General features: G+C 58.5%; 18 protein-coding genes, 1 tRNA gene and 1 pseudogene. 11 read left to right on the top strand and 9 right to left on the bottom strand.

Going from position 1 to position 24,815, the window contains the following annotated elements:
* Positions 1 to 1,183 precede the first annotated feature (1,183 nt).
* Positions 1,184 to 4,558 carry a hybrid sensor histidine kinase/response regulator gene (locus tag C2846_RS07635; protein ID WP_119701132.1) on the top strand — a complete coding sequence of 1,125 codons (3,375 nt, stop codon included), beginning with the start codon at positions 1,184 to 1,186 and terminating at the stop codon, positions 4,556 to 4,558.
* Positions 4,545 to 5,462, top strand: a complete 918-nt coding sequence (locus C2846_RS07630; RefSeq protein WP_119701131.1) for a response regulator transcription factor — start codon at positions 4,545 to 4,547, stop codon at positions 5,460 to 5,462. The genes C2846_RS07635 and C2846_RS07630 overlap by 14 nt, the downstream gene beginning before the upstream one ends.
* Positions 5,463 to 5,631: 169 nt before the next feature.
* On the opposite strand, the gene C2846_RS07625 is transcribed toward C2846_RS07630, so the two are convergent.
* Positions 5,632 to 5,722: transfer RNA gene (locus C2846_RS07625), tRNA-Ser, on the bottom strand.
* 187 nt (positions 5,723 to 5,909) lie between these two features.
* Between C2846_RS07625 and C2846_RS07620 the strand changes: the two genes are divergently transcribed.
* The 3 genes from C2846_RS07620 to C2846_RS07610 all read left to right on the top strand — a co-directional run bounded on the left by C2846_RS07620 (position 5,910) and on the right by C2846_RS07610 (position 9,037).
* Positions 5,910 to 6,599 carry a crotonase/enoyl-CoA hydratase family protein gene (locus C2846_RS07620; protein WP_119701130.1) on the top strand — a complete coding sequence of 230 codons (690 nt, stop codon included), beginning with the start codon at positions 5,910 to 5,912 and terminating at the stop codon, positions 6,597 to 6,599.
* Between the two features lie 89 nt (positions 6,600 to 6,688).
* Positions 6,689 to 7,753 (top strand): metal-dependent hydrolase, encoded by a 1,065-nt coding sequence (locus tag C2846_RS07615; protein WP_080051434.1) that lies wholly within the window; start codon positions 6,689 to 6,691, stop codon positions 7,751 to 7,753.
* Between the two features lie 57 nt (positions 7,754 to 7,810).
* Positions 7,811 to 9,037, top strand: a complete 1,227-nt coding sequence (locus C2846_RS07610) for an MFS transporter (RefSeq protein WP_080051435.1) — start codon at positions 7,811 to 7,813, stop codon at positions 9,035 to 9,037.
* Here C2846_RS07610 and C2846_RS07605 read toward each other — a convergent pair whose 3' ends face one another.
* The 5 genes from C2846_RS07605 to erdR all read right to left on the bottom strand — a co-directional run bounded on the left by C2846_RS07605 (position 9,038) and on the right by erdR (position 14,821).
* Positions 9,038 to 9,373, bottom strand: a complete 336-nt coding sequence (locus C2846_RS07605; protein WP_119701129.1) for an AzlD domain-containing protein — start codon at positions 9,371 to 9,373, stop codon at positions 9,038 to 9,040.
* A complete protein-coding gene (locus C2846_RS07600) occupies positions 9,360 to 10,088 on the bottom strand; it encodes an AzlC family ABC transporter permease (protein ID WP_119701128.1) in 729 nt (242 codons plus the stop codon). Before C2846_RS07600 ends, C2846_RS07605 begins: the two co-directional genes overlap by 14 nt.
* Before the next feature lie 106 nt (positions 10,089 to 10,194).
* Entirely contained in the window at positions 10,195 to 13,686 is a 3,492-nt protein-coding gene (locus C2846_RS07595; protein ID WP_119701127.1) for a hybrid sensor histidine kinase/response regulator, read from the bottom strand.
* A 104-nt stretch (positions 13,687 to 13,790) separates the two neighbouring features.
* Positions 13,791 to 14,162: a diacylglycerol kinase gene (locus C2846_RS07590; protein ID WP_080051439.1), complete on the bottom strand. Its 372-nt coding sequence runs from the start codon at positions 14,160 to 14,162 to the stop codon at positions 13,791 to 13,793.
* A gap of 2 nt (positions 14,163 to 14,164) precedes the next feature.
* Entirely contained in the window at positions 14,165 to 14,821 is a 657-nt protein-coding gene (gene erdR / locus C2846_RS07585; RefSeq protein ID WP_119701126.1) for a response regulator transcription factor ErdR, read from the bottom strand.
* 184 nt (positions 14,822 to 15,005) lie between these two features.
* Here erdR and C2846_RS07580 point away from each other — a divergent pair, with 184 nt between their 5' ends.
* Positions 15,006 to 15,935: a DMT family transporter gene (locus tag C2846_RS07580; RefSeq protein WP_119701125.1), complete on the top strand. Its 930-nt coding sequence runs from the start codon at positions 15,006 to 15,008 to the stop codon at positions 15,933 to 15,935.
* Between the two features lie 6 nt (positions 15,936 to 15,941).
* On the opposite strand, the gene C2846_RS07575 is transcribed toward C2846_RS07580, so the two are convergent.
* Positions 15,942 to 16,658: a tRNA-uridine aminocarboxypropyltransferase gene (locus C2846_RS07575; protein WP_119701154.1), complete on the bottom strand. Its 717-nt coding sequence runs from the start codon at positions 16,656 to 16,658 to the stop codon at positions 15,942 to 15,944.
* Positions 16,659 to 16,840: 182 nt separating this feature from the next.
* Here C2846_RS07575 and C2846_RS07570 point away from each other — a divergent pair, with 182 nt between their 5' ends.
* The 3 genes from C2846_RS07570 to C2846_RS07560 all read left to right on the top strand — a co-directional run bounded on the left by C2846_RS07570 (position 16,841) and on the right by C2846_RS07560 (position 19,857).
* On the top strand, positions 16,841 to 17,239 hold the full coding sequence (locus C2846_RS07570; protein WP_080051442.1) for a PA3611 family quorum-sensing-regulated virulence factor: 399 nt from the start codon (positions 16,841 to 16,843) through the stop codon (positions 17,237 to 17,239).
* Positions 17,240 to 17,349: 110 nt separating this feature from the next.
* Positions 17,350 to 18,753 carry an MBL fold metallo-hydrolase RNA specificity domain-containing protein gene (locus C2846_RS07565; protein ID WP_119701123.1) on the top strand — a complete coding sequence of 468 codons (1,404 nt, stop codon included), beginning with the start codon at positions 17,350 to 17,352 and terminating at the stop codon, positions 18,751 to 18,753.
* 27 nt (positions 18,754 to 18,780) lie between these two features.
* A complete protein-coding gene (locus C2846_RS07560; protein WP_119701122.1) occupies positions 18,781 to 19,857 on the top strand; it encodes an LOG family protein in 1,077 nt (358 codons plus the stop codon).
* Positions 19,858 to 19,874: 17 nt separating this feature from the next.
* On the opposite strand, the gene C2846_RS07555 is transcribed toward C2846_RS07560, so the two are convergent.
* Complete coding sequence (locus tag C2846_RS07555; protein ID WP_080051445.1) at positions 19,875 to 20,312, bottom strand: regulatory protein RecX; 438 nt, start codon at positions 20,310 to 20,312, stop codon at positions 19,875 to 19,877.
* 188 nt (positions 20,313 to 20,500) lie between these two features.
* A pseudogene (locus C2846_RS07550) lies at positions 20,501 to 21,046 on the bottom strand (recombinase RecA family protein); the annotation flags it as partial.
* A 266-nt stretch (positions 21,047 to 21,312) separates the two neighbouring features.
* Here C2846_RS07550 and C2846_RS07545 point away from each other — a divergent pair.
* The gene (locus tag C2846_RS07545) at positions 21,313 to 22,941 is read left to right on the top strand and encodes a hypothetical protein (RefSeq protein ID WP_169715795.1); all 1,629 of its coding nucleotides are present in this window, start codon (positions 21,313 to 21,315) and stop codon (positions 22,939 to 22,941) included.
* Positions 22,934 to 24,814, top strand: a complete 1,881-nt coding sequence (locus C2846_RS07540; RefSeq protein ID WP_124082590.1) for a hypothetical protein — start codon at positions 22,934 to 22,936, stop codon at positions 24,812 to 24,814. The genes C2846_RS07545 and C2846_RS07540 overlap by 8 nt, the downstream gene beginning before the upstream one ends.
* The last annotated feature ends 1 nt before the right edge of the window (position 24,815 follow it).

The following is a 24,815-nucleotide window of genomic DNA, read 5'->3' as shown; positions in this document are numbered from 1 at the left end:
GGGTTTGGAGTGCTCCATGGTGATTCCTCGTGTCGGTGAAACTGGGAAAAAACGGCACCACCGGGGCAGATCCGGTGATGCCTTAAGCGCACGACTCGCATTCTGCTAAGCACCCATCAAGCTGCCCATTCGACAAATACCCCAGCCGCCTACGTCATTTGACGCATGGCCGGCAGGTTCGCTGCGGTATAGAAATGAGCGCGGTTATATGTCTTCCCCGATGGGACTAACCTCGTCATTGCGAGGAGCAGAGCGACGTGGCAATCCAGACGGCCTGCCCAGCGCTAACCACACATGGATTGCCACGGGCCTGCGGCCCTCGCAATGAAGGGAGGGGGGCTAGCCTCGTCATTGCGGGGACGCTAGCCCCCATCAGTGCAAAGACGCCACAACGCGTCATTGCGAGGAACGTAGTGACGTGGCAATCCAGACGGCCTGCCCGACGCGAACCACACATGGATTGCCACGGGCCTGCGGCCCTCGCAATGAAGGGAGGGGGGCTAGCCTCGTCATTGCGGGGACGCTAGCCCCCATCAGTGCAAAGACGCCACAACGCGTCATTGCGAGGAACGTAGTGACGTGGCAATCCAGACGGCCTGCCCGACGCGAACCACACATGGATTGCCACGGGCCTGCGGCCCTCGCAATGAAGGGAGGGGGGCTAGCCTCGTCATTGCGGGGACGCTAGCCCCCATCAGTGCAAAGACGCCACAACGCGTCATTGCGAGGAACGTAGTGACGTGGCAATCCAGACGGCCTGCCCGACGCGAACCACACATGGATTGCCACGGGCCTGCGGCCCTCGCAATGAAGGGAGGGGGGCTAGCCTCGTCATTGCGGGGACGCTAGCCCCCATCAGTGCAAAGACGCCACAACGCGTCATTGCGAGGAACGTAGTGACGTGGCAATCCAAACGGCCTGCCCGGCGCGAACCACGCATGGATTGCCACGGGCCTGCGGCCCTCGCAATGACGGTGAGTGAAGGCGATGGTGGGAAGGGGGGGTCTGACGGGAAAGGAGCAGATGGAAGGCTCGCTTAAATAGACAAGCTGGCATGTATATTGAGAGAGCCTGCCAGGGGGCGGCTGATGCAGCGTTACAGCGGACCGGCCACCCAGATATCGCACCATGCCGGTGCAGATCGAGCCGCCAGTGTCACCAAAACTGGCACCGAGGGGAGTCCATGACTGCCAGGCAACACATCTTCCGCGTGCGCCGCAACTACAACCAGTGGGTCGCCAACGAAACGCTGGAGGACTACGCCCTGCGCTTCACCGCCAAAAGCGCCCGACGCTGGCCGGCGTCACGGGTGGCCGGTACTGCGCTGGGGGCTATCTCGTTTCTGGCCCTGGAAGCGATTGGCGGCGCCATTACCCTGCATTACGGCTTTACCAATGCAGTGGCGGCGATTCTGGCGGTCAGTCTGGTGATTCTGCTGACCGCCATCCCGATCAGCTATTACGCTGCCCGCTACGGGGTCGACAGCGATCTGCTGACCCGCGGTGCCGGCTTTGGTTACATCGGCTCGACCATCACCTCGCTGATCTACGCCAGCTTCACCTTCATCTTCTTCGCTCTGGAAGCGGTGATCATGGCCATGGCGCTGGAACTGCTGTTCGGCGTGCCGCTGGCGCTGGGCTACATCATTTGCGCGCTGGTGATCATTCCGCTGGTGACCCATGGCATCACCCTGATCAGCCGCTTCCAGCTGTGGAGCCAGCCATTCTGGATCATCCTGCAACTGGTTCCGTTCGTCTTCATCATCTATGCCGACGCCAGCGCGGTGCAGGACTGGACCCAGTTCGCCGGCCGCGAGCCGGGCAGTGATCCGGCCAGCGGGCTGAACCTGCTGATGTTCGGCGCCGCCGCTGCGGTGATGTTCTCGCTGATCGCCCAGATTGGCGAGCAGGTCGATTTTCTGCGCTTTGTGCCCAAGGCCGAGCCCGGTAAAAGTCTGCGCTGGTGGGCGGCGGTGATGGCCGGCGGGCCGGGCTGGATCATCATCGGCGCGCTGAAAATTCTGGCCGGCTCGTTCCTGGCCGTGCTGGCGCTAAACCACGGGGTGCCCTACGAGGAAGCCGCCGATCCGACCCGCATGTACATGATCGCCTTCGGCTACCTGACCAACTCGCCACAGGTGGCGCTGGCTGCAGCCGGTATCTTCGTGATCCTGTGCCAGGTCAAGATCAACGTCACCAACGCCTATGCCGGCTCGATTGCCTGGTCGAACTTCTTTTCCCGGCTGACCCACAGCCACCCCGGCCGGGTGGTCTGGCTGGTATTCAATGTCAGCATTGCGCTGCTGGTGATGGAGCTGGGGGTATACCGGGCGCTGGAAGAAACCCTGGGCTATTACGGCATCATCGCCACCGCCTGGGCCGGCGCACTGGTCGCCGATCTGGTGATCAACAAGCCGCTCGGACTGTCGCCCAAGCATATCGAGTTCAAGCGCGCGCATCTGTATGACATCAATCCGGTGGGTGTCGGCGCCATGCTGCTGGCCACACTGGTCGGTATGCTTGGCTTTGCCGGGCTACTCGGTGAAGTGGCGCAGGCTCTGGCACACTTCATTGCCCTGGGCACTGCCCTGCTCTGCGCCCCGCTGATCGCCTGGCTGACCGGCGGACGTTATTACCTGGCGCGCGAGGTGATCCGCCTGCAACCCGAGGCTGACGAACGACTGGCCTGCTGCGTGTGCGAAAACCGTTTCGAGCCCGAAGACATCACCAATTGCCCGGCCTATGGTGGACAGATCTGCTCGCTGTGCTGCTCGCTGGATGCCCGCTGCGGCGACTACTGCAAACCCGGCGCCGGCTATGCCGAACAGATGCGCGGTTTGCTCCGGCTGCTGCTGCCCGAGCGTCTGATGCCACGGGTCGGCTCACGGATCGGTCATTTTCTTGGCCTGCTGGCGCTGATCAATGGCGTTACCGGTCTGCTGCTGGCACTGATTTACTACCAGACACCGTTCAGCGACAGCGCCACCCAGGCCCTGCTGGCCAGCACCCTGTGGAAGGTGTTTTTCATTCTGCTGATCATTACCGGAGTGATCAGTTGGCTGTTTGTACTGGCCAATGACAGCCGCCGGGTCGCCCAGGAGGAATCCAACCGGCAGAACCGCCTGCTGCTGGAAGAGATCGAAGCCCACGAACTGACCGACCGAGCACTGCAACAGGCCAAGGAGCAGGCCGAAGCCGCCAACCAGGCCAAGAGTCGTTACCTGACCGGCATCAGCCATGAGCTGCGCTCACCGCTCAATGCGGTACTCGGTTACGCTCAACTGCTGGAACAGGACCCGCAAATTCCAGAAATTCGCCGCCCGGCACTGGGGGTGATTCGCCGCAGCGGCGAGTACCTGGCCGATCTGATCGAAGGGCTGCTGGATATTTCCAAGATCGAGGCCGGACGCTTGGAGCTGCACCTGAGCGAAGTGCGCATCGACCTGTTGCTCGATCAACTGGTCCACATGTTCCGCCTGCAGGCCGAGGCCAAGGGCCTGGCGTTCGAATTCCACTGCCAGGACCGCCTGCCGCGCTGGGTACGTACCGACGAAAAGCGCCTGCGTCAGATTCTGATCAACCTGCTGTCCAACGCCATCAAATACACCGAATCCGGGCATGTGCGCCTGACCCTGCGCTACCGCAGCGAGGTCGCCGAGTTCAAGGTCGAAGACAGTGGCGAAGGTATTCGCCGCGAGGATCTCGAACGCATCTTCCAGCCCTTCGAGCGGGTGCGCAATCCCGGCTCGACCGCCTTCGGCACCGGGCTGGGACTGACCATTACCAAGCTGCTGTGCGAAATCATGGGTGGCGACATCAGTGTGCAGAGCCACCCGGGCCAGGGCAGCATCTTCAAGGTCACACTACTGCTGGCCAGCGCCCGGCGCGACAGGCCAGACGATCCGCCCCCGGCACTGCGTCCACCGCACGGCTATGCCGGCCCGACCCGGCGCATTGTGGTGATCGACGACGAAGACTCGCACCGCCAGTTGATGACCAACCTGCTCACGCCTCTGGGCTTTGAGGTACAGACCCTGGCCAACCCCTTGCTGGCAGTGGAACTGCTGCGCCAGCAACCAGCCGACCTGCTGCTGCTCGATCTGAATATGCCCGGCCAGGACGGCTGGAGCCTGCTGGCCGAACTGCGCGCCAGCGGCTGCACCACACCGGTCATCGTGCTGTCCGCCGATGCCGCCGACGGCGGCCAGTCTCAGGTACCGGCACTGCATCAGGGCTACTTTATCAAGCCGGTGCAACTGGCCCAGTTGCTCGAACAGATCGGCCTGCTGCTGCAATTGCAGTGGCGCCATGAACCGGCGATGCCGGCCGCTCACACACAACCTGCGCCAGCCCCGGCCACCCCCCTGCCCGGCCTGCCGACCTTGCAGGCACTGGCGTCCATCGGCCATCGCAAGGGCCTGCTCGAGGCGCTGTACCAGTTGCGCGAGCAAGACAGCGCCCGCCATGACTACTACAACCAACTGATCGGCCTTGCTGAGGCCTTCCAATTCGAAGCCCTGCAGCAACGGCTTCAGGTAACCGACCATGAATGCTCTTGAAAGCCCACGCGACACCATCCTGATCGTCGACGACGCTCTGGACAGTGTCCGCATGCTCAACGATGTGCTGGAAAATGCCGGCATGACCGTGCTGGTTGCACTAGAAGGTGCCCAGGCTCTGAACATCACCCGCAACATCACCCCTGACCTGATCCTGCTCGATGCGCTGATGCCGAACATGGACGGCTTTGAAACCTGCCGCCAGCTCAAGACCAACCCGGCGCTGACCGATGTACCAATTATTTTCATGACCGGCCTGAGCGACACCGAACATGTGGTCATGGGCCTGAACAGCGGCGGCGTGGACTACGTCAACAAACCGATCAAGGCCGACGAACTGCTGGCCCGCATGCAGGTCCATCTGGCCAACGCGCGCATGGCCCAAAGCGCCCGCATGGCACTGGATCACACCGGCCATTACCTGTTCGCCGTGGATGCCAGAGGCGAACAACTCTGGGCCACCCCACAGGTCAGCCAGCGCTTGCACCAGTGCGGCTATGCGCATACCGACGACCTCCGGCAACTGGCCGGAGAACTCGCTACCTGGCTCAGCCACGCCCCCCAACCCGGCCACCACCTGACGCCGGCGCGGGCCAGCAAGGACGGCCCGGTAATCGAATTTCTCGCCAGCGTATCAGCTCAGGAACACCTGCTGCGGCTGGTCGACAACCCGCGCAGCGACGATGCCTGCGAGCGCCTGCGCGACCACTTCGGCCTGACCGGGCGCGAAGCCGACGTGATGCTGTGGATCGCCAACGGCAAGACCAACCGCGAAATCGGCCAGATCCTCGACATGAGCCCACGCACGGTGAACAAACATCTGGAACAGGTGTTCCGCAAACTGGGGGTGGAGAATCGCACGGCCGCGGCTGCGGCGGCGATTCGGTGTTTGGCGCGGTTTTGAGGCGAGTCAACGCTCAGGCAGAACACAGCCTCATGCCCTGTTGCAAACCATCCATGCTGGTTAACTCCTGAGCGGACTGAACCCTTTCGATGGTTCTTCGACAGTTCCAGCCACTAAAAAGCAAAAACCCCTGAAAACATAATGTAATCAGGGGTTTAGCTTGAGTATCTGGCGGAGAGAGAGGGATTCGAACCCTCGATACGCTATTAACGTATACACACTTTCCAGGCGTGCTCCTTCAACCACTCGGACACCTCTCCGGAGGCTTGATGACCGGTCACCCGGCTACCAAGGCGCGCTAATTTACCGGATGCAGGCTGCCTTGGCAAACCCTTTTTCGCAGCCACGGCAACAGGATAGCCAGAACTGGCCGGTCATGATTAAGTTGTTAAACTGCCTCGATACCAGGCCGTGTCGGCCTGTGGTCTTTGCATCGAGGATTTGATCATGAGCGAGCTGGTTTCCTACCGTTTTGCCGACGGCATTGCCCACCTGAGTCTGAGCAATGGCAAGGTCAATGCGATTTCACCGGAGGTGATCGATGCCTTCAATGCGGCGCTGGACCAGGCTGAGAAGGATCGGGCGGTGGTAGTGATCAGCGGTCAGCCGGGTATGCTCTCGGGTGGTTATGACCTCAAGGTGATGACCTCCAGCGCCGAGGCGGCCAAGGCGTTGGTAGCCAAGGGCTCGACTCTGGCCCGGCGCATGCTCTCGCACCCATTCCCGGTGGTGGTCTGCTGCACCGGCCATGCCGTGGCCAAGGGCGCGTTCATCCTGCTCTCTGCCGACTACCGGATTGGCGTAGAGGGTCCGTTCAAGATTGGCCTGAACGAAGTGGCGATCGGCATGACCATGCACCATGTCGGCATTGAGCTGGCCCGCGCCCGGCTGACCAACGCAGCATTCAACCGCTCGGTCATCAATGCCGAGATGTTCTCACCGGAGCAGGCAGTAGAAGCTGGCTTTCTGGACAAGGTGGTGCCCGCCGATCAACTGGAAGAGCAAACCCTGGCGATGGCCAAGTTCCTCACCACCCTGAACATGACCGCGCACCGCAATACCAAGCTCAAGAGTCGCAAGGCGCTGCTGGAACTGCTCGATGCGTCCATTGAGCTGGATAAGCAACACGCCCTCTGAGCCGGAAAAAACTCGAATCCATTTGCCGCTGGGCCTGTATTGGCCAACCGGGTTAAGCTGACGCCCTTGAACCAAACGGGACGGTGGCAGTGGATTCAATTACCCAGGCAGTTCTCGGCGCCTCGATTCATGGTGCCATGCTCGGTCGCTGGCAGGGACGCAAAGCCCTGCTCTACGGTGCCATGCTTGGTACCCTGCCAGACCTGGATGTGGTGCTTGACTATGGCGATGCCGTAGCCAACATGACCCAGCATCGCGGTTTCAGCCATTCCCTGTTCGTACTCACCGGTCTGAGCCTGCTGATGACCTGGCTGATCCGCCGTTATCGTCCCAATCCCGGCTATACCGGCATGCGTTTATGGTTGACGATCTGGCTGGTGCTGGTGACCCATGTGCTACTCGATGCCTTCACCGCCTACGGCACACAACTGTTCTGGCCGTTCACCCCTACGCCTACGGCCTGGTCGAGCATTTTTATCATCGACCCCCTATACACCCTGCCGCTGCTGTTGGCCGTTATCGTCGGCCTGCTGTTTGGCCTGCGCCACCGCGGCCTGCGCTGGCAGTACTGGGCACTGGGTCTGAGCAGTCTGTATCTGGCCAGTACTCTGGCCGGCAAGCAGATGGCCGAGCAGCAATTGCAACTGGCGCTGGCCGAGCGCGGCATTCAGACCGAGCAGACCTTCACCTCGCCTACCCCGTTCAACACCCTGCTCTGGCGGGTGGTGGCAATTGATGGTGATGACTATTACGAAGGCGTGGTGAGTTGGCTGGACCGTCAGCCGCCGCCACTGGAGCGCCTGCCGCGCCACTACCGGGCAGCCAAGACGGCCCTGGCCGGCAGCAGCGCTCACCAGCGGCTGCGTTGGTTCACAGATGATGTGCTGCGCTATGACCTGATCGACAATCACTGGGTGGTTACCGATCTGCGTTTGGGCATGACTGGTTATCACCCCTTCCGTTTTGCCCTGGCCGAGATTACCGACAGCGGTGTAAAGCTGATCGAAGCCCCGGAGCACTGGCCTCTACCGCCACGCGACTTTTCTCAATTGACAGCGCTGCGCCGGCGCGCTCTGGACCCGGACTACCCATTGTCATTAGCGGAACTCGCCCATGGGCTGGGTACATCACCAAGCGTGATCAGCAATCCTTAGCGCAGGCGGGCCGGCACTCTGCAATAATGGCCGTTATTTTGCCCAGGAAATGACGCTATGCCGGGCCCTGCGCCAACGACGCTCCCACCAGAAAGCCGCCGCCTGGCCATGGCGGCGGCTTTGCTGGCAATCTTCACCACTATCTTCGCCAGCAACCTGCCAACCCCACTGTATGCGGTCTGGCAGGTACGCATGGGCTTTTCATCCACGGCCCTGACGGCGATCTTTTCGGTATACGTGCTCGGGGTGATCAGTATGCTGCTGACCCTGGGCTCATTGTCGGACAAGCTCGGCCGCCGCCAATTGCTGGTACCCGGCATGCTGTTCATCGCCGCCGGCGCAGTGATGTTCCTGCTGGCTCAGGATATTGTCGGGCTGGGGGTGGCGCGGGTTTTGACCGGTTTGGGTACCGGGCTGGTGACGGGGGCTGCATCAGCAGCGGTTGTGGAACTGGAGCCAAACGAAAACTGGACCCGTGCCGCCACACTGTCGGCCCTGGCCTTCACCCTGGGCGCCTTTGCCGGGCCTATGCTCAGTTCATTGGCACTGAAACTTGGGCCAGGGGCGGATACCTGGCCCTTCGTACTGGTCGTGGTCATGAGCCTGACGACTATCGCCCTGCTGGTGCTGGCACCCTGGCCAAGCGGGATCGGACAACGCCAGGCCGGTTTCAGCCTGCGGCGCTGGAGACCTACCACTATTCGGGTGCCACGCGAGTTGCTGGGGCCATTTGCCTTTGCTGGGGCGGCCATCTGCCTGGCCTGGTCAACCGGCAGTCTGTACGCTTCGCTGGGTCCGTCGCTGGCCCGCGAGCTGGTAGGTATCAGTGACCGAGCACTGGCCGGGATGTTCGCCGCCGGTTGGCAGTTGATTGCCGGACTCAGCCAGTTTTTCTGCCAACACCAACCACGTGATCGTCTGCTACTGGTCGGCCCGACCCTGCTGATCAGCGGCCTGCTGGTGATGGCCGGCGCGGTGCTCCTGGCCTCGCCCTGGCTGTTTACTCTGGCAACCCTGGCCACCGCCAGTGGTGCCGGCTCCACCGGGGTGGTGGCCATGGCTTCGATCAGCCAGGATGCCCCGCCCAGCGAGCGCGCCAGCATCAACTCAACGTTCTACCTGTTAGCCTATCTGACCATGGCTTCGGTAGTACTTGGGGTCGGCTTCGTCAGTGATCTGATCGGTTTCGGCACAACCGTAATCGGTTTCACCCTGTGCATTTCGCTGGCGGCCATCAGCCTGATGGCCGTAGCCATCAGGACCGGGCGCACCTCGCTGTGGTAATCAGAACAGCCCTTGGGCCAGCCAGCGCCAGAGGAAGAAGGCCAGCATACCGCCACCGATGGTGGCCAGCAGGTTACGCCAGCGTGCGGCGATCAGGATAGCGATGAGGCCACCGATCAGGTAGGCATTGTCCAGGCTCAGTTGCCAGTGCTGGCCGTCGGGTATGACCATTGCCGGAACGATGATCGCAGTCAGTACCGCCACGGGTACATAGCCCAGTGCCTGACTGACCAGCGGACTGAAGCGCACCCGATGGCCGGCGGCAAACAATACATAGCGAATACCGAAGGTAATCAGCGCCATACCGGCGATCAGCGCAACCTCAAAGCTGCTCATCAGCCACCTCCAGACGCTCGCGGGCATTCAGCCGCTCAGCCATTACCCCGGCAGCCACCCCCAGCAACGCCGCCAGCATCAGCCCCAGCTTGTAGGGCAGCGGATGCGCAACCAGCGCTACCACTGCCGCAACCAGTGCGGCCACCAGCATCGGCCGGGTACGCAGCATAGGCACAACAATACCGATAAAGGTTGCGACCATGGCGAAATCCAGGCCCCAGCCAGCCATGCCCGGTAAGGCATGGCCCAGCAACGCGCCGATCAGGGTGCAGGCGAACCAGTTGCTGTACATGGCCAGGCAGGAACCAAGAAAATACCAGTGCTTGTGGGTCATTGGGGTCTGAGCATCGTGGTAGTGATGCTGAACCACTGCATAGCTTTCATCGGTCAGCCAGAATGCCAGCGGCACCCGCCAGCGTTGCGGCAAATGACGCACAAAGGGCAACAGGCTGGCACTGTAGAGCATGTGCCGCAGGTTGACGATGAAGGTCGTCAGCAGAATCACCGCCAGACCAGCCCCGGAGGCCACCAGACTGACAGCGATGAACTGGGCTGAGCCGGCGAACACCAGTAGAGACATGGCCAGGGTTGCGCCCAGCGACAACCCCGAGGCCACCGCCAAGGTGCCGAATATGATGCCGAACGGCAGCGCGCCGACCAGCATGGGAATGGTATCGCGGGCCCCGTGCAGGGCCATCTGAAAACGGGCAGACATGAGTGCAACATTGATCTGGGATGGCAGAGCAAGCTAACAGCCCTACCCTACCCCGACAAGGTACAGTTGGGCAGTAACAGTCGCTAGCCCCTGTTTGCCAGCACCTCTACTTTAGGTCGATGTAGCGACTGATCAAGGCCCGCAAAGCCGCCGGCTTGACCGGCTTGGGCAGGTAATCCAGACCCGCCAGACGGATGTGGGCAATCAGTTCGCTACGCCCGTCGGCGCTGATCACCACACCTGGCAGATCGTCGGACAGCCGCTCGCGCAGCCAGCTCATCAGCTCAAGCCCGGTATCCCCGGCATCCAGGTGATAGTCGACCAACACCAACTGCGGCTGGAAGCCGGACTCCAGAACCTGCTCGACCTCCAGCCGGTCGCGAGCGATAGCCACATGGCATTGCCAGCGACTGAGCAGGCTTTGCATCCCGGTCAGGATATTCGGCTCGTTGTCGATGCACAGCACCTGCGCACCACTAAGCACTGGTGCTGGCTGAGTACTGGGCACGGCCACCCGGACTGGCGTGTGCTTGGCCACCGGCAGGGTCACGCTGAACACACTGCCACGCCCCGGCCAGGAGCGCACGCCCAGCTCATGACCAAGCACCCGACACAGCCCGTCGGCAATCGCCAGGCCCAGCCCCAGCCCTTTTTCCGCCTGGGTGCGATGGCTATCCAGACGCTGAAATTCCTCGAAAATCACCTGCAACTTGTCGCGCGGAATGCCAGGCCCCTGGTCCCACACCTCGATCCGCACCTGCTCGCCCTGACGCCGCACCCCGAGCAGTACCCGCGAGCGCCCGGCATAGCGGAAGGCATTGGTCAGGAAGTTCTGCAGCACCCGACGCAGCAGGCGCATGTCACTGCGCACCCGTAAATGACTGGACAGCACCCGCAGGTCTACACCCTGCTCGGCAGCAATCGCCCCGAACTCGATTTTCAGCGGCTCCAGCAACTCGGCCAGATCGAAATCGCTCCACTCCGGGTTGACCCGCCCGGCCTCCAGCCGCGAGATATCCAGCAGATCGGAAATCAGATCCTCGGCCGAGCGCAACGAGGTATCCAGATGGCGAATCAGTTCCTCGCTTTCCGCCGGCAAGCCCTCCTGGTGACTGAGCGAAGCCGAGAACAGCCGGGCGGCATTGAGCGGCTGCATCAGGTCATGGCTGACGGCGGTCAAAAACCTGCTCTTGGACTGACTGGCGCGCTCGGTCTGGGCCTTGGCCAGCAGCAGCGCCTCGTTGAGTTCGGACAGTTCGCGGGTCCGCTCGGCCACCCGCTGCTCCAATCGTTCATTGGCTTCCTTGAGTGCCTGCTCGGCCTCACGGAACGCGGTGATATCGGTAAAGCTCATAACAAAGCCGCCGCCAGGCATCGGGTTGCCGATGATCTCGATCACCCGGCCGTTGGGGAAGCGCCGCTCGGAACGGTGAGCAGTGCCCTGTTTCATCCAGTTAATGCGCTTGTCGACATGCTCCTGCGGATCGCCCGGGCCACACAGCCCACGCTGGGCATTGTTCAGAATAATGTCGGCGATCGGCCGGCCAATGGTGATCAGACCATCGGGATACTCGAACATTTCCAGATAGCGACGATTCCAGGCTACCAGCCGCAGTTCCTTGTCGGCCACGCTGATGCCCTGGGTGATGTTCTCGATCGCGCCCTGCAGCAGCCCCCGGTTGAACTGCAAGACCTCCGAGGCTTCATCGACGATACGCACCACATCGTCGAACTGCATGTCACGCCCTTCAATCGCCGCCTTGACCACCACCCGTGCCGAAGAAGCTCCCAACACCCCGGCCAGCAAACGCTCGCTGTGGGTAATCCAGCCGCTGCTGGCAACCTGGCCCGGCGCGAAGTTCAGGGCCTGAACCTGCGCGTAACGCTGGAAGCTGGCCAACGCCCGCTCCTCACCAACGAAGCGCGCCGCCAGGGCCAGCAGGTCTTCCACCGTGACCCGCAGCAAGGCCCGACTCGGGCCATCGACCCAGGCCTGCGAGTCCTGGCTGACGAAACGGCCAGCCTGCCAATGCTCCAGCACCCGGGTTCGGCTGAACACCGAGACCATAACAAAGGCCATGAAGTTGCAGGTCAGCGCAATCAGGCTACCCAGGGTGATGCTATTGACCGGTAGCCCCAGCGAACGCTCGTGCAGCACCTCAAGCAGCGGCCAACCGTTCAATTGCCAGCCCATACCAGAGCCCACCAACGGCAGGATCAGCAGATACAGCCACAGCACCAGGCCAATGAGTAGTCCGGCGAACACCCCGCTGCGATTGGCCTGCTTCCAGAACAGCGCGCCAAACATAGCCGGTGCCAACTGGGCAATCGCGCCAAAGGCGATCTGGCCGATACTGGCCAGAGTCCCGGCCGAACCGATCAGCCGGTAGACCACATAGGCCAGTAACAGAATAACCAGAATACTGGTGCGCCGAACATTCAGCAGCAGGCCGCGAAACTCTTCATAGGAGCGTTCCTGCTGACTCTTGTTGCGCAGCATCAACGGCAGCACCACGTCATTGGAGACCATGGTACTCAGGGCAATGGCGGCCACGATCACCATTCCGGTCGCTGCCGACGCTCCGCCAAGAAACGCCAGCAACGCCAGCACTGGCCGGCCTTCGAGCAGCGGCACGCTGATCACATAGGAGTCGGCCGAGACCGCCGGCCCCAGGGTCATCTGCCCAGCCAGGCTGATCGGCACCACGAACAGCGCAGCCAGTACCAGATAAGCTGGGAACACCCAGCGCGCCAGACGCAGATCACCCGGTTCGATATTCTCCACCACCGCAACCTGGAATTGCCGCGGCAGGCAGAGAAAGGCCAGGATAGCGATAAAGGTCTGGAAGATCAGACTGGTTACCAGCGTTTCACGCTGCCAGTAGTCGGACAACTCAGGACTGCTGCTGGCACGCTCGAGCAGGTCCTGCACCCCGCCGAACAGACTGAAAGTCACGAAGGCACCAACCGCCAGGAAGGCCAGTAGCTTGACCAGCGACTCGAAGGCGATCGCCAGCATCATGCCACGGTGGTGCTCGGTGGCATCCAGGCTGCGGGTACCGAACAAAATGGTGAACAACGCCAGCACCAGCGTCACTACCAATGCGGTATCGGCCGCCCCCGTCGACTCTTCGGCCTGGCCCTGGAGCATCGCCGGCACGCTCAGCAGGTTGTAACCCAGCACGATACCCTTGAGCTGCAGGGCGATATAGGGCAACACACTGACCAGGCACAACAGGCTGACCGCCACCGCCAGCGCCTGGGACTTGCCATAGCGCGAGGCGATGAAGTCAGCAATCGAGGTGATGTTTTCCTGCTTGCTGATGGCGATCATGCGGGCATACAGACGCCAGCCAAACAGGAACAGCAGTACCGGACCGATGTAAATGGGCAAAAAGCCCCAGAGTTGCTCCGAGGCCATGCCAACGGCGCCAAAGAAGGTCCAACTGGTACACCAGACCGCCAGTGACAGACTGTAGACCCAGACACGCAGGCGCGGATTGAACTCCCCGGGGCGACGGTCACCCCAGAAGGCGATGGCGAACAGCAACGCCATATAAAGCAGGAAAATAAAGGCTACCAGGCCACCTGAAAGCATCGTCAACCGTCGCGCATCATATCGGGGAAACAGAAGTTAGTCTGGCAGTGCTGACGGCATTTGCCCAGTCATGGACCCTACGACCTAAGTCGACCAACTGCTGATCAACCCAGCAGCACCAGACTCCAGACCACGATGATCAACAGCAACCCAAGCATCTGCGCAGCGCTGCCCATGTCCTTGGAGGCCTTGGACAATGGATGACGTTCCAGCGAGATTCGATCGATCGCAGCCTCGATGGCCGAGTTGAGCAACTCGATAATCAACGACAACAGCACACTGCCGATCATCAAGGCACGGCCAATATTGTCGACTGGTAGCCAGATGGCCAGGGGAATCAGCACCAGCGCCAGCCATACCAATTGGCGGAATGCGGCTTCGCCGCGGTAGGCGGCACTCAGGCCATCGAGCGAATAGCCCGCCGCACGCCAGATTCGGCGCCAACCGGTAATACCCTTATAAGGATTGTCGCTCATCGTCAGTGACCGGTCTGGGTCAGCTCCATGTGCTGTAGCGCCAGGGCAGCCTGGGTACGGGTACGCACCCCAAGCTTGCGGAAGATTGCAGTGACGTGGGCCTTGACCGTCGCCTCCGATACGTTCAGTTCATAGGCGATCTGCTTGTTCAGCAGGCCGTCACACACCATGGTCAGAACCCGGAACTGCTGCGGCGTGAGGCTGGCCAACTGAGCACTGATCGCCTGCTCCTGATCCGACAACGGACCGCTATCCTCACTCTGGGCAGGCCAGCATACCCCACCTTCGAGCACTTCGGTCACGGCCGCCTGAATACCTTCCAGAGTCGATGACTTGGGAATGAAGCCACTGGCGCCGAAGTCCCGGGCTCTTGTCACCACAGCGGCCTCTTCCTGAGCCGAAATAACCACTACCGGAATCTGCGGATACTGGCCACGCAGCAGGACCAGGCCGGAAAAACCGTAGGCGCCGGGCATGTTCAGATCCAGCAGGACCAGATCCCAGTCACTGCGCTGATCCAGACAGTTCTGCAATTCGGCGATGCTGCCGGCTTCGGTAAGGCGGAGATCAGCCCCCAGGCCACTGCTCAAGGCTTGCTTCAAGGCGCTGCGAAACAGCGGGTGATCATCGGCGATCAGGATGTCATAGGTCAGGCCCATGCAGGGATTCCCAAGTTTTTTTGTTGTCGTTGGCTGGGCGTCAAGCCTGCCATCCAGAGCGCTCCGCGTCAATTTTAACTTCAGCACAAAGACTGCTATGGCCATCACTCATGCAACTGTATCTGTCTGCCACGGCAGGTGGGCGGCATAATTCCGCTCTTTTGCCAGCCATGTGGAAGCAGTCATGAACCTGCGCACTTACAAAGCCGACGCCCTGATGCTGATCACCGCCCTGATCTGGGGCACGACCTTTGTCGCGCAGAGTCTGGGCATGGAACATATCGGCCCCCTCCTCTACACCGGTCTGCGCTTCACCCTTGGCGCACTGGTGGTGCTGCCACTGGTACTACTGGCTCGCCCGCAGGCCGACCAGGCTCATCGGCGCTTCAGCCGACCAATGCTGCTGGGCAGCCTGGTACTGGGGTTGGTACTGACTCTGGGGATTAACCTGCAGCAGATCGGCCTGATGTTCACCACAGTCACCAACTCCGGCTTCATCACCGGTCTGTATGTAATTCTAGTCCCATTGTTTGGCCTGTTCATTGGCATGCGTACCGGCCTGGGAACCTGGGGTGGCGCTCTGTTGGCACTGGTCGGCATGCTGCTGCTGAGCATCAACGAGGATTACCGGATCGTCTCTGGTGACTGGTTGCAACTGGCTGGCGCTGCCTGCTGGGCCGTGCATGTTTTGCTGGTCGGCGCACTGGCCAGTCGCTACGATCCAATCCGGGTAGCCTTTCTCCAGTTCGTAGTCTGCGCCCTGATCAGTCTGACTCTGGCCTTCGCCCTAGAGCCAATCGACTGGGATGCAGTGCTGTTGGCCGGACCGGCGATCCTGTATGGAGGCTTGCTGGCCGTGGGCATTGCCTTCACCTTGCAAGTGGTGGCGCAAAAGGATGCGCTTGCCTCCCATGCCGCAATCATTCTCAGTCTGGAAGCCGTGTTCGCCGCCATCGCTGGCTGGCTGGTCCTGAATGAAACCTTGAGTCTGCGCGGTTTTATCGGCTGCTGCCTGATGCTCGCCGGTATGCTGATCGCTCAACTGGTACCGTTATATCTGGAGCGACGCCGCACACTGCTGGCAGTTCAGCATGAGCCGGCCGGGCATCATTGAGCGCTATCAGCCCTCAAGCCTCGCGTGCAAACGCTCGCGCGCTGGACTGTGCGGCGCCGGCACCCTCAACCGTGAGGCCAGGTAACTCTCGCTGAACACCTGAAAGTAGTCATCCAGGCACTGACCGGCCTGCGGCTCGCCGGCCACCGCCAGGCAGGCCGCCGCCACTTCCACTGTACATAGATGCTCCTCGCGGCAGGAGCGGCGTAGACGGTAACGCGAAGCCTGCTCAGGCTGCAGACTGAGTAGCGGCAAGCCGGCCAGATAAGGACTTTTGCGAAACATCTTGCGCGCCTGGGTCCAGGTCGCATCAAGAATGATCAATAGCGGACGCTTGCCCGGCGCAGCCTGGGGAGCGCTGACCACCGTCTGCCCGGCACTGGCGTACTCAGCTGGAAACACCACGTACGGCTGCCAACACGGATCGGCGAGCAGTGCCAGCAAGGCCGGATCGACCTCGGTACGCGACCAGACGAACGCCTGGGTATCAGCCAGACAATCGGCGATCAGCCGCCCGGTATTGGTTGGCTTCAATGGCTCCAGCGCATGCATCAGCAGGCAAAAACAGGGCTCGGCCTGCAGGTTCGGGCGCAGTGCGCAAATGCAGGTATGCACGGCCAGATGGCAGCCGGCGCAGCGCTGCATGCGCGAGCCCCGAGCCTTGAACTCACGGGTGGAGCGCGCCTTGAGTTCATGACGCAACTGATTGACCGCATGCGGCAGAGTCGTATTCACCAGGATAATCCCACGGACTGGACAGCATCATGGCCGCATGACAGCATGCAGCCAGTGACCAGCAAGGATACGCCAGACGGGCTAACTTTGCAGTGGCGGCGAACCAGTTCAGATCGCCATGGTCAGAGGGATACATGGATTTGCTTCCTGCCATTGGAGATTGCCCCATCATGCGTTGGTTTACCGTTCTGATCGCCCTGCTCATCGCGCTACCCAGCCACGCGATTTCATTGCGTGAAATGCGTTTGCAGGAAACCCTCAAGCAAGTTGCCGAACAAAGCAGCGAAGGTACCCCCAGAGCCGTCAATGCCGACATTACCGACGAAGGTTTCGTCGCCAACGGCAGCGAGCTGGTCAACCACCTGTCGGTCAATGCCGAATATGCCGAACGCCTGCAATCAGACCCCCTGCTGGTTCGCAGCCAGTTGCAGGCGAGCGTCTGTGCCGATCAGCGCTTTCGCCGTCTGCTGGACATGGGCGCCACCCTCACCTATCACTTCGTCATCGCCGACTCGGGCCAGCCAGTCCTCACCCAAAGCTTCGTCGCAGATCACTGTCAGGCCCTGTGACAGTCGCCCCTATCCCGCTCCGGGTCAGCCAAGGCTGACCCATATCAAGGCCAACACGTCCCAAAGCAGCCATACTGTCAGCTATAGATACGGCAACCGATGAGGACATCATGGCTTTACTGACCTTCCATGGCGCCACCCGCCAGGTAACCGGCTCCTGCTATCTGTTGGAGGCCAACGACCAGCGGGTGCTGCTTGAATGCGGCATGACCCAGGGCTTTCGCCGCGACGAGGAGAGCAACCGCAACCGCTTTCCCTTTGACCCCAAAAGCCTGCACGCAGTGGTGGTGTCTCACGCCCACCTGGATCACTCGGGGTTATTGCCCAAACTGGTTGCCGAAGGCTACAGCGGGCCTATTTATGTCACCCCGCCCAGCGCCGAACTGCTGGACCTGATGCTCAAGGACTCGGCGGGCCTGCAGGAACGTGATGCCGAGTGGGAAAACCGCTGGCGCACCCGCTCAGGCAAGCCCCCGATCAAACCACTCTACACCCAGCGTGATACCGAACTGGCGCTCGAGTTACTGCAACCGCTGGAATACCACCAGCCGACCATGGTCGCCAAGGGTATCGAAGTCTGCTTCCATGACGCCGGACATATCCTCGGCTCGGCCATCGTCGCGGTAACCATACATGAAGCCCACAACCTGACGCGTAAACTGGTGTTCTCCGGCGACCTTGGCAATCAGTGCTCACCCTTGCTGCAGCCGCCGGCCACCCTGGATGAAGCCGACCTGGTGCTGATGGAATCGACCTATGGCGACCGCGACCATCGCAACCAGGAAGAAACCCTGGCCGAATTACAGCAGATACTCGACCAGGCCTGGCGAGAGGGAGGCAACGTGCTGATTCCCAGTTTTGCCGTCGGCCGCACCCAGGACCTGCTCTACTACCTGGGCAAGTTCTACCAGAACGGCACCCTCAAGCAGCAAGCGGTGTTTCTCGACAGTCCCATGGCGATCGCCGCTACCGATATCTACAGCCGTTACCTGCCTGCCTCCAAGCAGGAGCGCAAGCTGGCCGGCGATGGCCAGCGCCGAGGCCGGCTCTACAACTGGTTGCCAATTCTCAAATGCACACCCTCGCCGGAAGAGTCCATGGCCCTGAACCGGATCAAGAGTGGAGCGATCATTATTGCCGGTAGCGGCATGTGTACTGGCGGCCGGATAGTCCACCACTTCAAGCACAATATCTGGCGCGAGGAATGTCATCTCGTCATTCCAGGCTTCCAGGCCAAAGGCACGCTGGGCCGGCGCCTGGTCGATGGCGAGAAGCAAATCCGGGTCATTCACCAGAACCTGGCCGTCAAAGCCCAGATCCACACCCTCGGGGGATTTTCCGCCCATGCCGGGCAAAGTCAGCTGATCGACTGGCTCAAGCACTTCAAGCATTGCCCTGAGTTGTACCTGGTGCATGGGGAGCTGGAAAAGAGCCAGATATTGGCCGACACCATCCATCAACAACTGGGCTGGCCCGCCAGCATTCCCGAGCAGGGTGAGCAGATCGCATTCTGAGCAGCAAAGACTGTCAAGGAGCCTCTCATGAGCGACGAACTGGGACCTGTTGACTACCTCAACCGTCACTGGCAGACCACTGGCGAAGGCGTGCAACAGAAGCTCGACGAACTGGTCGAGCTGACTGCCGGCAACAGTGGCAATGCCGAACTCTACCGCGAGATGCTACATGGCGTGGTGCGCATGGCCCAGGCTGATCGCAACCGCTGGGACGCCAAGATCATGCTGCAAACCATCCGCGAGCTGGAGCAGGCCTTCGCCCGCCTGGATCAGTTCAAGCGCAGCCGCAAGGTTACGGTGTTCGGCTCGGCACGCACGCCCCGCGAGCACCCCGCATACAAGCTGGCCCAGGATATGGGTCGGCAACTGGCACGCCATGATTTCATGGCCATCACCGGTGGTGGCGGCGGGATCATGGCCGCCACCCATGAAGGCGCAGGACTGGACAATAGTCTGGGCTTCAACATCACCTTGCCGTTCGAGCAGCGCTCAAACCATGTGATTCATGAAACTGATCATGATTTGCCGTTCAAGTTCTTCTTTTTACGCAAGCTTTTCTTCGTCAAGGAAGCCGACGCCTTGATCCTCTGTCCCGGCGGCTTTGGTACCCTTGATGAAACCCTGGAAGTACTAACGCTGATCCAGACAGGGAAAAGCCCGGTGGTTCCGGTGATCCTGCTCGACACCCCGGACGGCAACTACTGGTCAAGCCTGCTGCAATTTCTCAACGAACAGCTCTGTGCCAACGGCTACATTCACGAGGCCGACTTCCGCCTGATCAGCCTTGTCCACTCAGCCGAGGACGCCATACAAGTTGTTCTCAATTTTTATCGCAACTATCACTCCTCGCGCTGGATCAACTCGCATTATCTGCTGCGCCTGAACCATCCACTCAAACACAACGCCTTGCGTCAGCTTGAACAGCAGTTCGCCGACATCTGCGTGGAGGATGGTTTCTGTCAGGATCAGGATTGCCGTCAGGAGCTGGACGAACCGGAATTCAGCCATCTGCACCGCCTGAGCTTTCGTTTCAATGGCCGCGATCATGGCCGACTGCGGGAGTTGATCGACTTTGTCAATCAGCCCGAGCACTTGCAAAACTGAGGGCTGGCGTCTGAAGGTTAGAACTCTGAGCCAAAACCCCGATACAGCATAAAGCGCAGCTGTTTGGCCCGGTCTTTGGGATCGCTGGCCTTGCCTTCAGGGAAGCGCTTGTTGAAGGTCTCTTGGGCCCGTGCTGGCCAGTCCCAGCACGCATCACCCAGCACCTGCTCGATCAGACTTGCAGCCACACCGCGCTGGCGCAGCTCCTCCCGCAAACGCTGCGGCCCATAGCCGCGCTGACTGCGGGCATGGACATAGGCTTCGCAGAAGCGCTCGTCACTGAGCAGGCCGTCGTCCTGCAGACGATCCAGCTCGATCTCTGCCTGCTCGCTGGTCGCACCGCGCTGCTTGAGCTTGCGCAGCATTTCGGCATAGCTATGCTCACGCCGCGCCAGCAAATCCATGGCACTGCGACGAATCGCCTGCGGGCTGTCGAGCTGTGAACGGCGAAACATGTTGCCTACGAAGGGGCTCTGATTGAGTCGAATTCAGTGCTTGCTCGATTGCCACTGACCGGTTCCGGACACGCCGTAAATACATCCATGTAGGCTCGTAGATGCCATCCCTGGCATCTAACGGTCCAGAACCGGTCAGCGTCAACCGAGCGACCAAGCATCTGTGTAATCAATCAAAGCTCCCTGACTCAGGCGTCCAGTTCGGCGCTGTCTTCAACCGCCGCCTTGGCATTGCCCGGCTTGGCCAGCAACTGGTCGCGAATGGCCTTCTCAATCTCGTCGGCCACCTGTGGGTTGTCTTCCAGGAACTTGGCGGCATTGGCCTTGCCCTGACCGATCTTGCTGCCCTGGTAGCTGTACCAGGCACCGGATTTCTCGACCAGACCAATCTGCACACCCAGATCGATGATCTCGGCATTGTGGTAGATGCCGGTGCCGTAGAGGATCTGGAACTCGGCCTGGCGGAACGGCGGAGCCACCTTGTTCTTGACCACTTTGACCCGGGTCTCGCTGCCGACCACTTCGTCACCGTCCTTGACCGCGCCGGTACGGCGAATATCCAGGCGTACCGAGGAATAGAACTTCAAGGCATTACCACCGGTGGTGGTTTCCGGGTTGCCGAACATTACCCCGATCTTCATACGGATCTGGTTGATGAAGATCACCAGGCAGTTGGCATTCTTGATGTTGCCGGTGATTTTGCGCAGTGCCTGAGACATCAGACGGGCCTGCAGGGGAAGCAGTACGGATTTGGGTTCATATAGGCTGGCGCCTGAGAAACCAACACGTTGCAAAGCCATACTGTTCATACACTTTACCCTTACGGAAGCCCTATCCCTGACTACACTGTCTATCTGAACCAATTTCAGGTAGGAAAGCGATGAGCAGGATGCGGGAAGATTTGGTCGATAGTATCAGGGCTTGCTGCCCTGAGGACATCCTAATCTGGGTAGAAAAGCATCCTCCGAAGCGCCGGGCGCCCCTCATCCGCGTTTTTTTCATGATCGCTCACGAACTTGATTCAGAGTGGTATCGGAACCCTGTGGCAATCACCAATGCTTGCCGCCAATTTCTCTCTCATCGACGCAGTGCAATATCCGAAATTACAGGCAAGCCAATCAAAGAAGTCACCGTCATCTCTGACTACACCGCCGTTCGTTATTACTTGAACAGGCTTCAAAAAGCCAAAAAGCTACCTAGCAATGCGCTGATCCTACCAGTCCCAAACTCGACAGACGTATTCTCAGAAAAAGAATGCAACATTCTTGGCTATCTGACCTTGGAACATGCCATTCAAGCGAATTCAATGGAAAACGCTCTTAACGAGATTGCCCATCAAATCGAAAAACATAGAACTGTCATTCTCTCCAAATGCAAGCGCATTGTAGCAGAGGGTTATGCACGGTTTTTGGAAGTTCCAGGCATGATTCGCAGAAGCGATGTGGCCGCCATCCGACTCACAAAAGACAACCTAGATCCTAACCTGAGAGGATCTCGCTCTGGCCAACATATAAGCTTTTTCTCACCATCACATCCAAATGGCTTCAGCAACTCTGTTGCGTACCTAGCCACAGAACAAGATGGTCTATTTACACGCAAATCTTTCCCTGGCGCGCACCACATTTATTCCTGGTCTACTACGAAAATCAAATCCTACCTGGGAATTACCGAAGAGTTTGCTGTGGCGGCCATGTGCATCATCATTGACGAACTCGGGATAAATGTTTTCGACTTAGCAAATGCCCAAGTCAAGAAAACAAAAGATGGTCAATTTGTCACCATCCGAGAAGATGGCGGCATAACTATCACCACCCTTAAACCTAGGGCTAACAAATTAATTGAGCGCCACGCACCAAAAGCTACGGACGAGATTGAAATCGATGCAGAAAGTATAGACGCCCATACTGCGCTATGGATGCTATTGCAAATGAGAGTCCAGCACTCCAAAGCCTTGAATTCCAACTATCTTTTCGTCATGGATGGTTCTAGCCCTACTCGCCACGGGGATGAACACCTCTACCGTATCTTAGACACGAGACGTAAAAACACTTTCAAAGCAATCATTGATTCGCTGCCTTCATGGGTAGCTGAAGCTGAACCAACCATGCCTAAAATTAGGGTTTCACGAGGACTGCTGAAATGGATTGAGAGTGGTGGAGACACTTTGGAAACGACCATTTACCTAGGAAATTCCCTGCTAACAGCCCTGAGAAACTACATCCCACCTTCAATTCAAGAATTTGTTTACCGAAAGAGAATACGTGACCATCAAAAAATTCAACTACTAATAGCAGAAGATATCTCAACCCACTCCCCCCGCATTAAGAATAATAATTACGAGTGCGCCAAGATGCAGTTTATCGAGGCTGTGAAATTTTTAAGAACTAACAGCCGCCACACGACAACCCACAACCCAGGTCAAGTATTCTGTTTCCTTTGCTCACCAGAAGCAATTGGGTTGATAGTCTCTTACGCGACATATGGGACAAAACAAGAGCTCATCTCGACTTGCAAGAAAATCATCACAAAAATCCAAGACGAAGGCAGTCGAAAGATGATCAAGCTACTGGCGGACGCTACTCCGATACCAATGAACTTTGAGCTTCTTGAGGTACACGTAAATGAATAATGAAAAAATCAAGAAGAGCTCTCCATCTACAGCAACCTCCCAAGCGATCCTTCCTAGTTGGATCCACCCCAACTCCTCAAATATGAAGTGGTATCTTCCTCGCACCGGCACCAAGGTTACAGTTTCGGAAGATCCGAACAGCAGTCGCTATGTAAAGCTTAGCTTTGACTACCAGCTATTTGATGGGTCATCCACATCAGATCTGATATGGAATTTATTTATCAGAGATTTACAATCATCAGCGATAGCCCTCATCGAAAGCTCAAAGTCAAAACGACCGTGCGCATTAGTCGGCTTTGTTAGAACGGCTTTTGAAATTGCCGACCATGTGTATGAAGCCAGGCACCGCTTAAATCAGCCCCCTAAAATCGTCACCCTAGCCGATATCACCCTGGAAGACATAAAGACCTTCCTAGAAGCTCACGACCTCACGCTCATGGGGATAAATTTACTCAATCTCGACACGCAGTTAGGGCCTACGCCAAGAGGCCGCGAAAACATTGCATCCTGCATTTCAGGAATGCACATACCACCCATAACACAAAAGATCTTAATCCAGAAACTTAAAAATAACAGGTCTGACATCTGCCGGGAATTCACCTGTACGCACTCAGCAAATGAAGAGAATGAAGAGAATGAAGAGAATGAAGAGGACACACTCAGCATCTCCACAATCCAAAATAAATGCACCAACTTAACCTACCTACACTCCACTAAAGAATATCAAATTCATTCCTTTAAGGTAGGAACGCACGACATCTCAGATGTAATTAACAGCATGACCGGCAGATTTGTAGATAAAAGCCAAACCCCACTGATGCCTACAAATATTGCATTTCACTACATCAGCAATGCTATTGTTTTTCATCGCAACTATGCGCCACACATCCGAGCCTACATAAAGCAACTGGACAACCATTACAACAGAGAAATTATAGATAAATATGCCGCAAGCACAATTAGATCAAATGTGCACATTTTCAAGAAGCAAACCTTTGAGGCTGTACCAATCCCCAAGGCACTACAACATCTAAACATTAAAACATATGGTAAGTGCGGCAGCAACAGAGGTGGTATTTATTGCAACTCGATTATGCGCGAACACATCTCCACTGATGAACTAATTGATTTTTACGCTATCACAACACGCATCCTTATCCATACTTTTTCAGCTTGCCGAGTATTGAGTACCGCCTTGCTCGACGCTGACTGTCTTACAATTTCAAAACTGGATGGCTTGTGGGATCTGAAGCTTAAAATCCCGAAAGCCAGTAACAGCCATGAGCTTGAGATTATAAAGCGCCCAATACCTAAAGTCATTTGGGACTTCATTAACGAGTACATAGAGTTTATGGAGGATCGCCACCCAGGCATGACCTCCATCTGGCCCTCCGGCTCATTCAAAGGAAAAGATCGCAGTGAAATGACTCTACTAAAAAAACTGGATCAATACTCCGATTGGATTCAAGTACCTAAGATAGGCGAAACTAGATGGTATGCACGACCTCATCAGTTCAGGCGTTTCTTCGCCGCCTTTTTCTTCTACCTAAGCGGCAGTACAGAAATTGAACCATTGCGCTGGATGATGGGGCACATTGAACCTAGCGTGACCCTTTACTACGCCAATATCGCGAACCAGCCCGGTTGGGAGCGAGAAACCTTAGAATTCTTAATAGACTACTTGGAGGGGCATGTAGGCAAAAACGTATTAGTCGACGAAGATCTACAAGAAAATTTTGCTGAGTGTGAGCTTGAAATCAAACTTGGCGACCACGCCTTATTATCTGAACACCTTCAGGAACTGGCAAACCATCGCGAAATAAGACTCCAAATCATCAACAACAAAAAAATCTTTGTGTACGCGAGTAAATAAT

Origin of the sequence: Pseudomonas jilinensis (genome assembly GCF_003586265.1) — a bacterium.
GTDB lineage: Bacteria > Pseudomonadota > Gammaproteobacteria > Pseudomonadales > Pseudomonadaceae > Halopseudomonas > Halopseudomonas phragmitis.
This window is presented reverse-complemented; position numbering and strand designations above follow the sequence as displayed.

What these genes read in the sequence shown, in the direction of transcription:
- C2846_RS07555 (WP_080051445.1), bottom strand. Translation starts at nt 20,312, where the DNA reads ATGTTTCGCCGTTCACAGCTCGACAGCCCGCAGGCGATTCGTCGCAGT.
- C2846_RS07620 (WP_119701130.1), top strand. Translation starts at nt 5,910, where the DNA reads ATGAGCGAGCTGGTTTCCTACCGTTTTGCCGACGGCATTGCCCACCTG.
- C2846_RS07565 (WP_119701123.1), top strand. Translation starts at nt 17,350, where the DNA reads ATGGCTTTACTGACCTTCCATGGCGCCACCCGCCAGGTAACCGGCTCC.
- C2846_RS07635 (WP_119701132.1), top strand. Translation starts at nt 1,184, where the DNA reads ATGACTGCCAGGCAACACATCTTCCGCGTGCGCCGCAACTACAACCAG.
- C2846_RS07590 (WP_080051439.1), bottom strand. Translation starts at nt 14,162, where the DNA reads ATGAGCGACAATCCTTATAAGGGTATTACCGGTTGGCGCCGAATCTGG.
- C2846_RS07570 (WP_080051442.1), top strand. Translation starts at nt 16,841, where the DNA reads ATGCGTTGGTTTACCGTTCTGATCGCCCTGCTCATCGCGCTACCCAGC.
- erdR (WP_119701126.1), bottom strand. Translation starts at nt 14,821, where the DNA reads ATGGGCCTGACCTATGACATCCTGATCGCCGATGATCACCCGCTGTTT.
- C2846_RS07595 (WP_119701127.1), bottom strand. Translation starts at nt 13,686, where the DNA reads ATGCTTTCAGGTGGCCTGGTAGCCTTTATTTTCCTGCTTTATATGGCG.
- C2846_RS07610 (WP_080051435.1), top strand. Translation starts at nt 7,811, where the DNA reads ATGCCGGGCCCTGCGCCAACGACGCTCCCACCAGAAAGCCGCCGCCTG.
- C2846_RS07600 (WP_119701128.1), bottom strand. Translation starts at nt 10,088, where the DNA reads ATGTCTGCCCGTTTTCAGATGGCCCTGCACGGGGCCCGCGATACCATT.
- C2846_RS07630 (WP_119701131.1), top strand. Translation starts at nt 4,545, where the DNA reads ATGAATGCTCTTGAAAGCCCACGCGACACCATCCTGATCGTCGACGAC.
- C2846_RS07540 (WP_124082590.1), top strand. Translation starts at nt 22,934, where the DNA reads ATGAATAATGAAAAAATCAAGAAGAGCTCTCCATCTACAGCAACCTCC.
- C2846_RS07545 (WP_169715795.1), top strand. Translation starts at nt 21,313, where the DNA reads ATGATCGCTCACGAACTTGATTCAGAGTGGTATCGGAACCCTGTGGCA.
- C2846_RS07605 (WP_119701129.1), bottom strand. Translation starts at nt 9,373, where the DNA reads ATGAGCAGCTTTGAGGTTGCGCTGATCGCCGGTATGGCGCTGATTACC.
- C2846_RS07580 (WP_119701125.1), top strand. Translation starts at nt 15,006, where the DNA reads ATGAACCTGCGCACTTACAAAGCCGACGCCCTGATGCTGATCACCGCC.
- C2846_RS07560 (WP_119701122.1), top strand. Translation starts at nt 18,781, where the DNA reads ATGAGCGACGAACTGGGACCTGTTGACTACCTCAACCGTCACTGGCAG.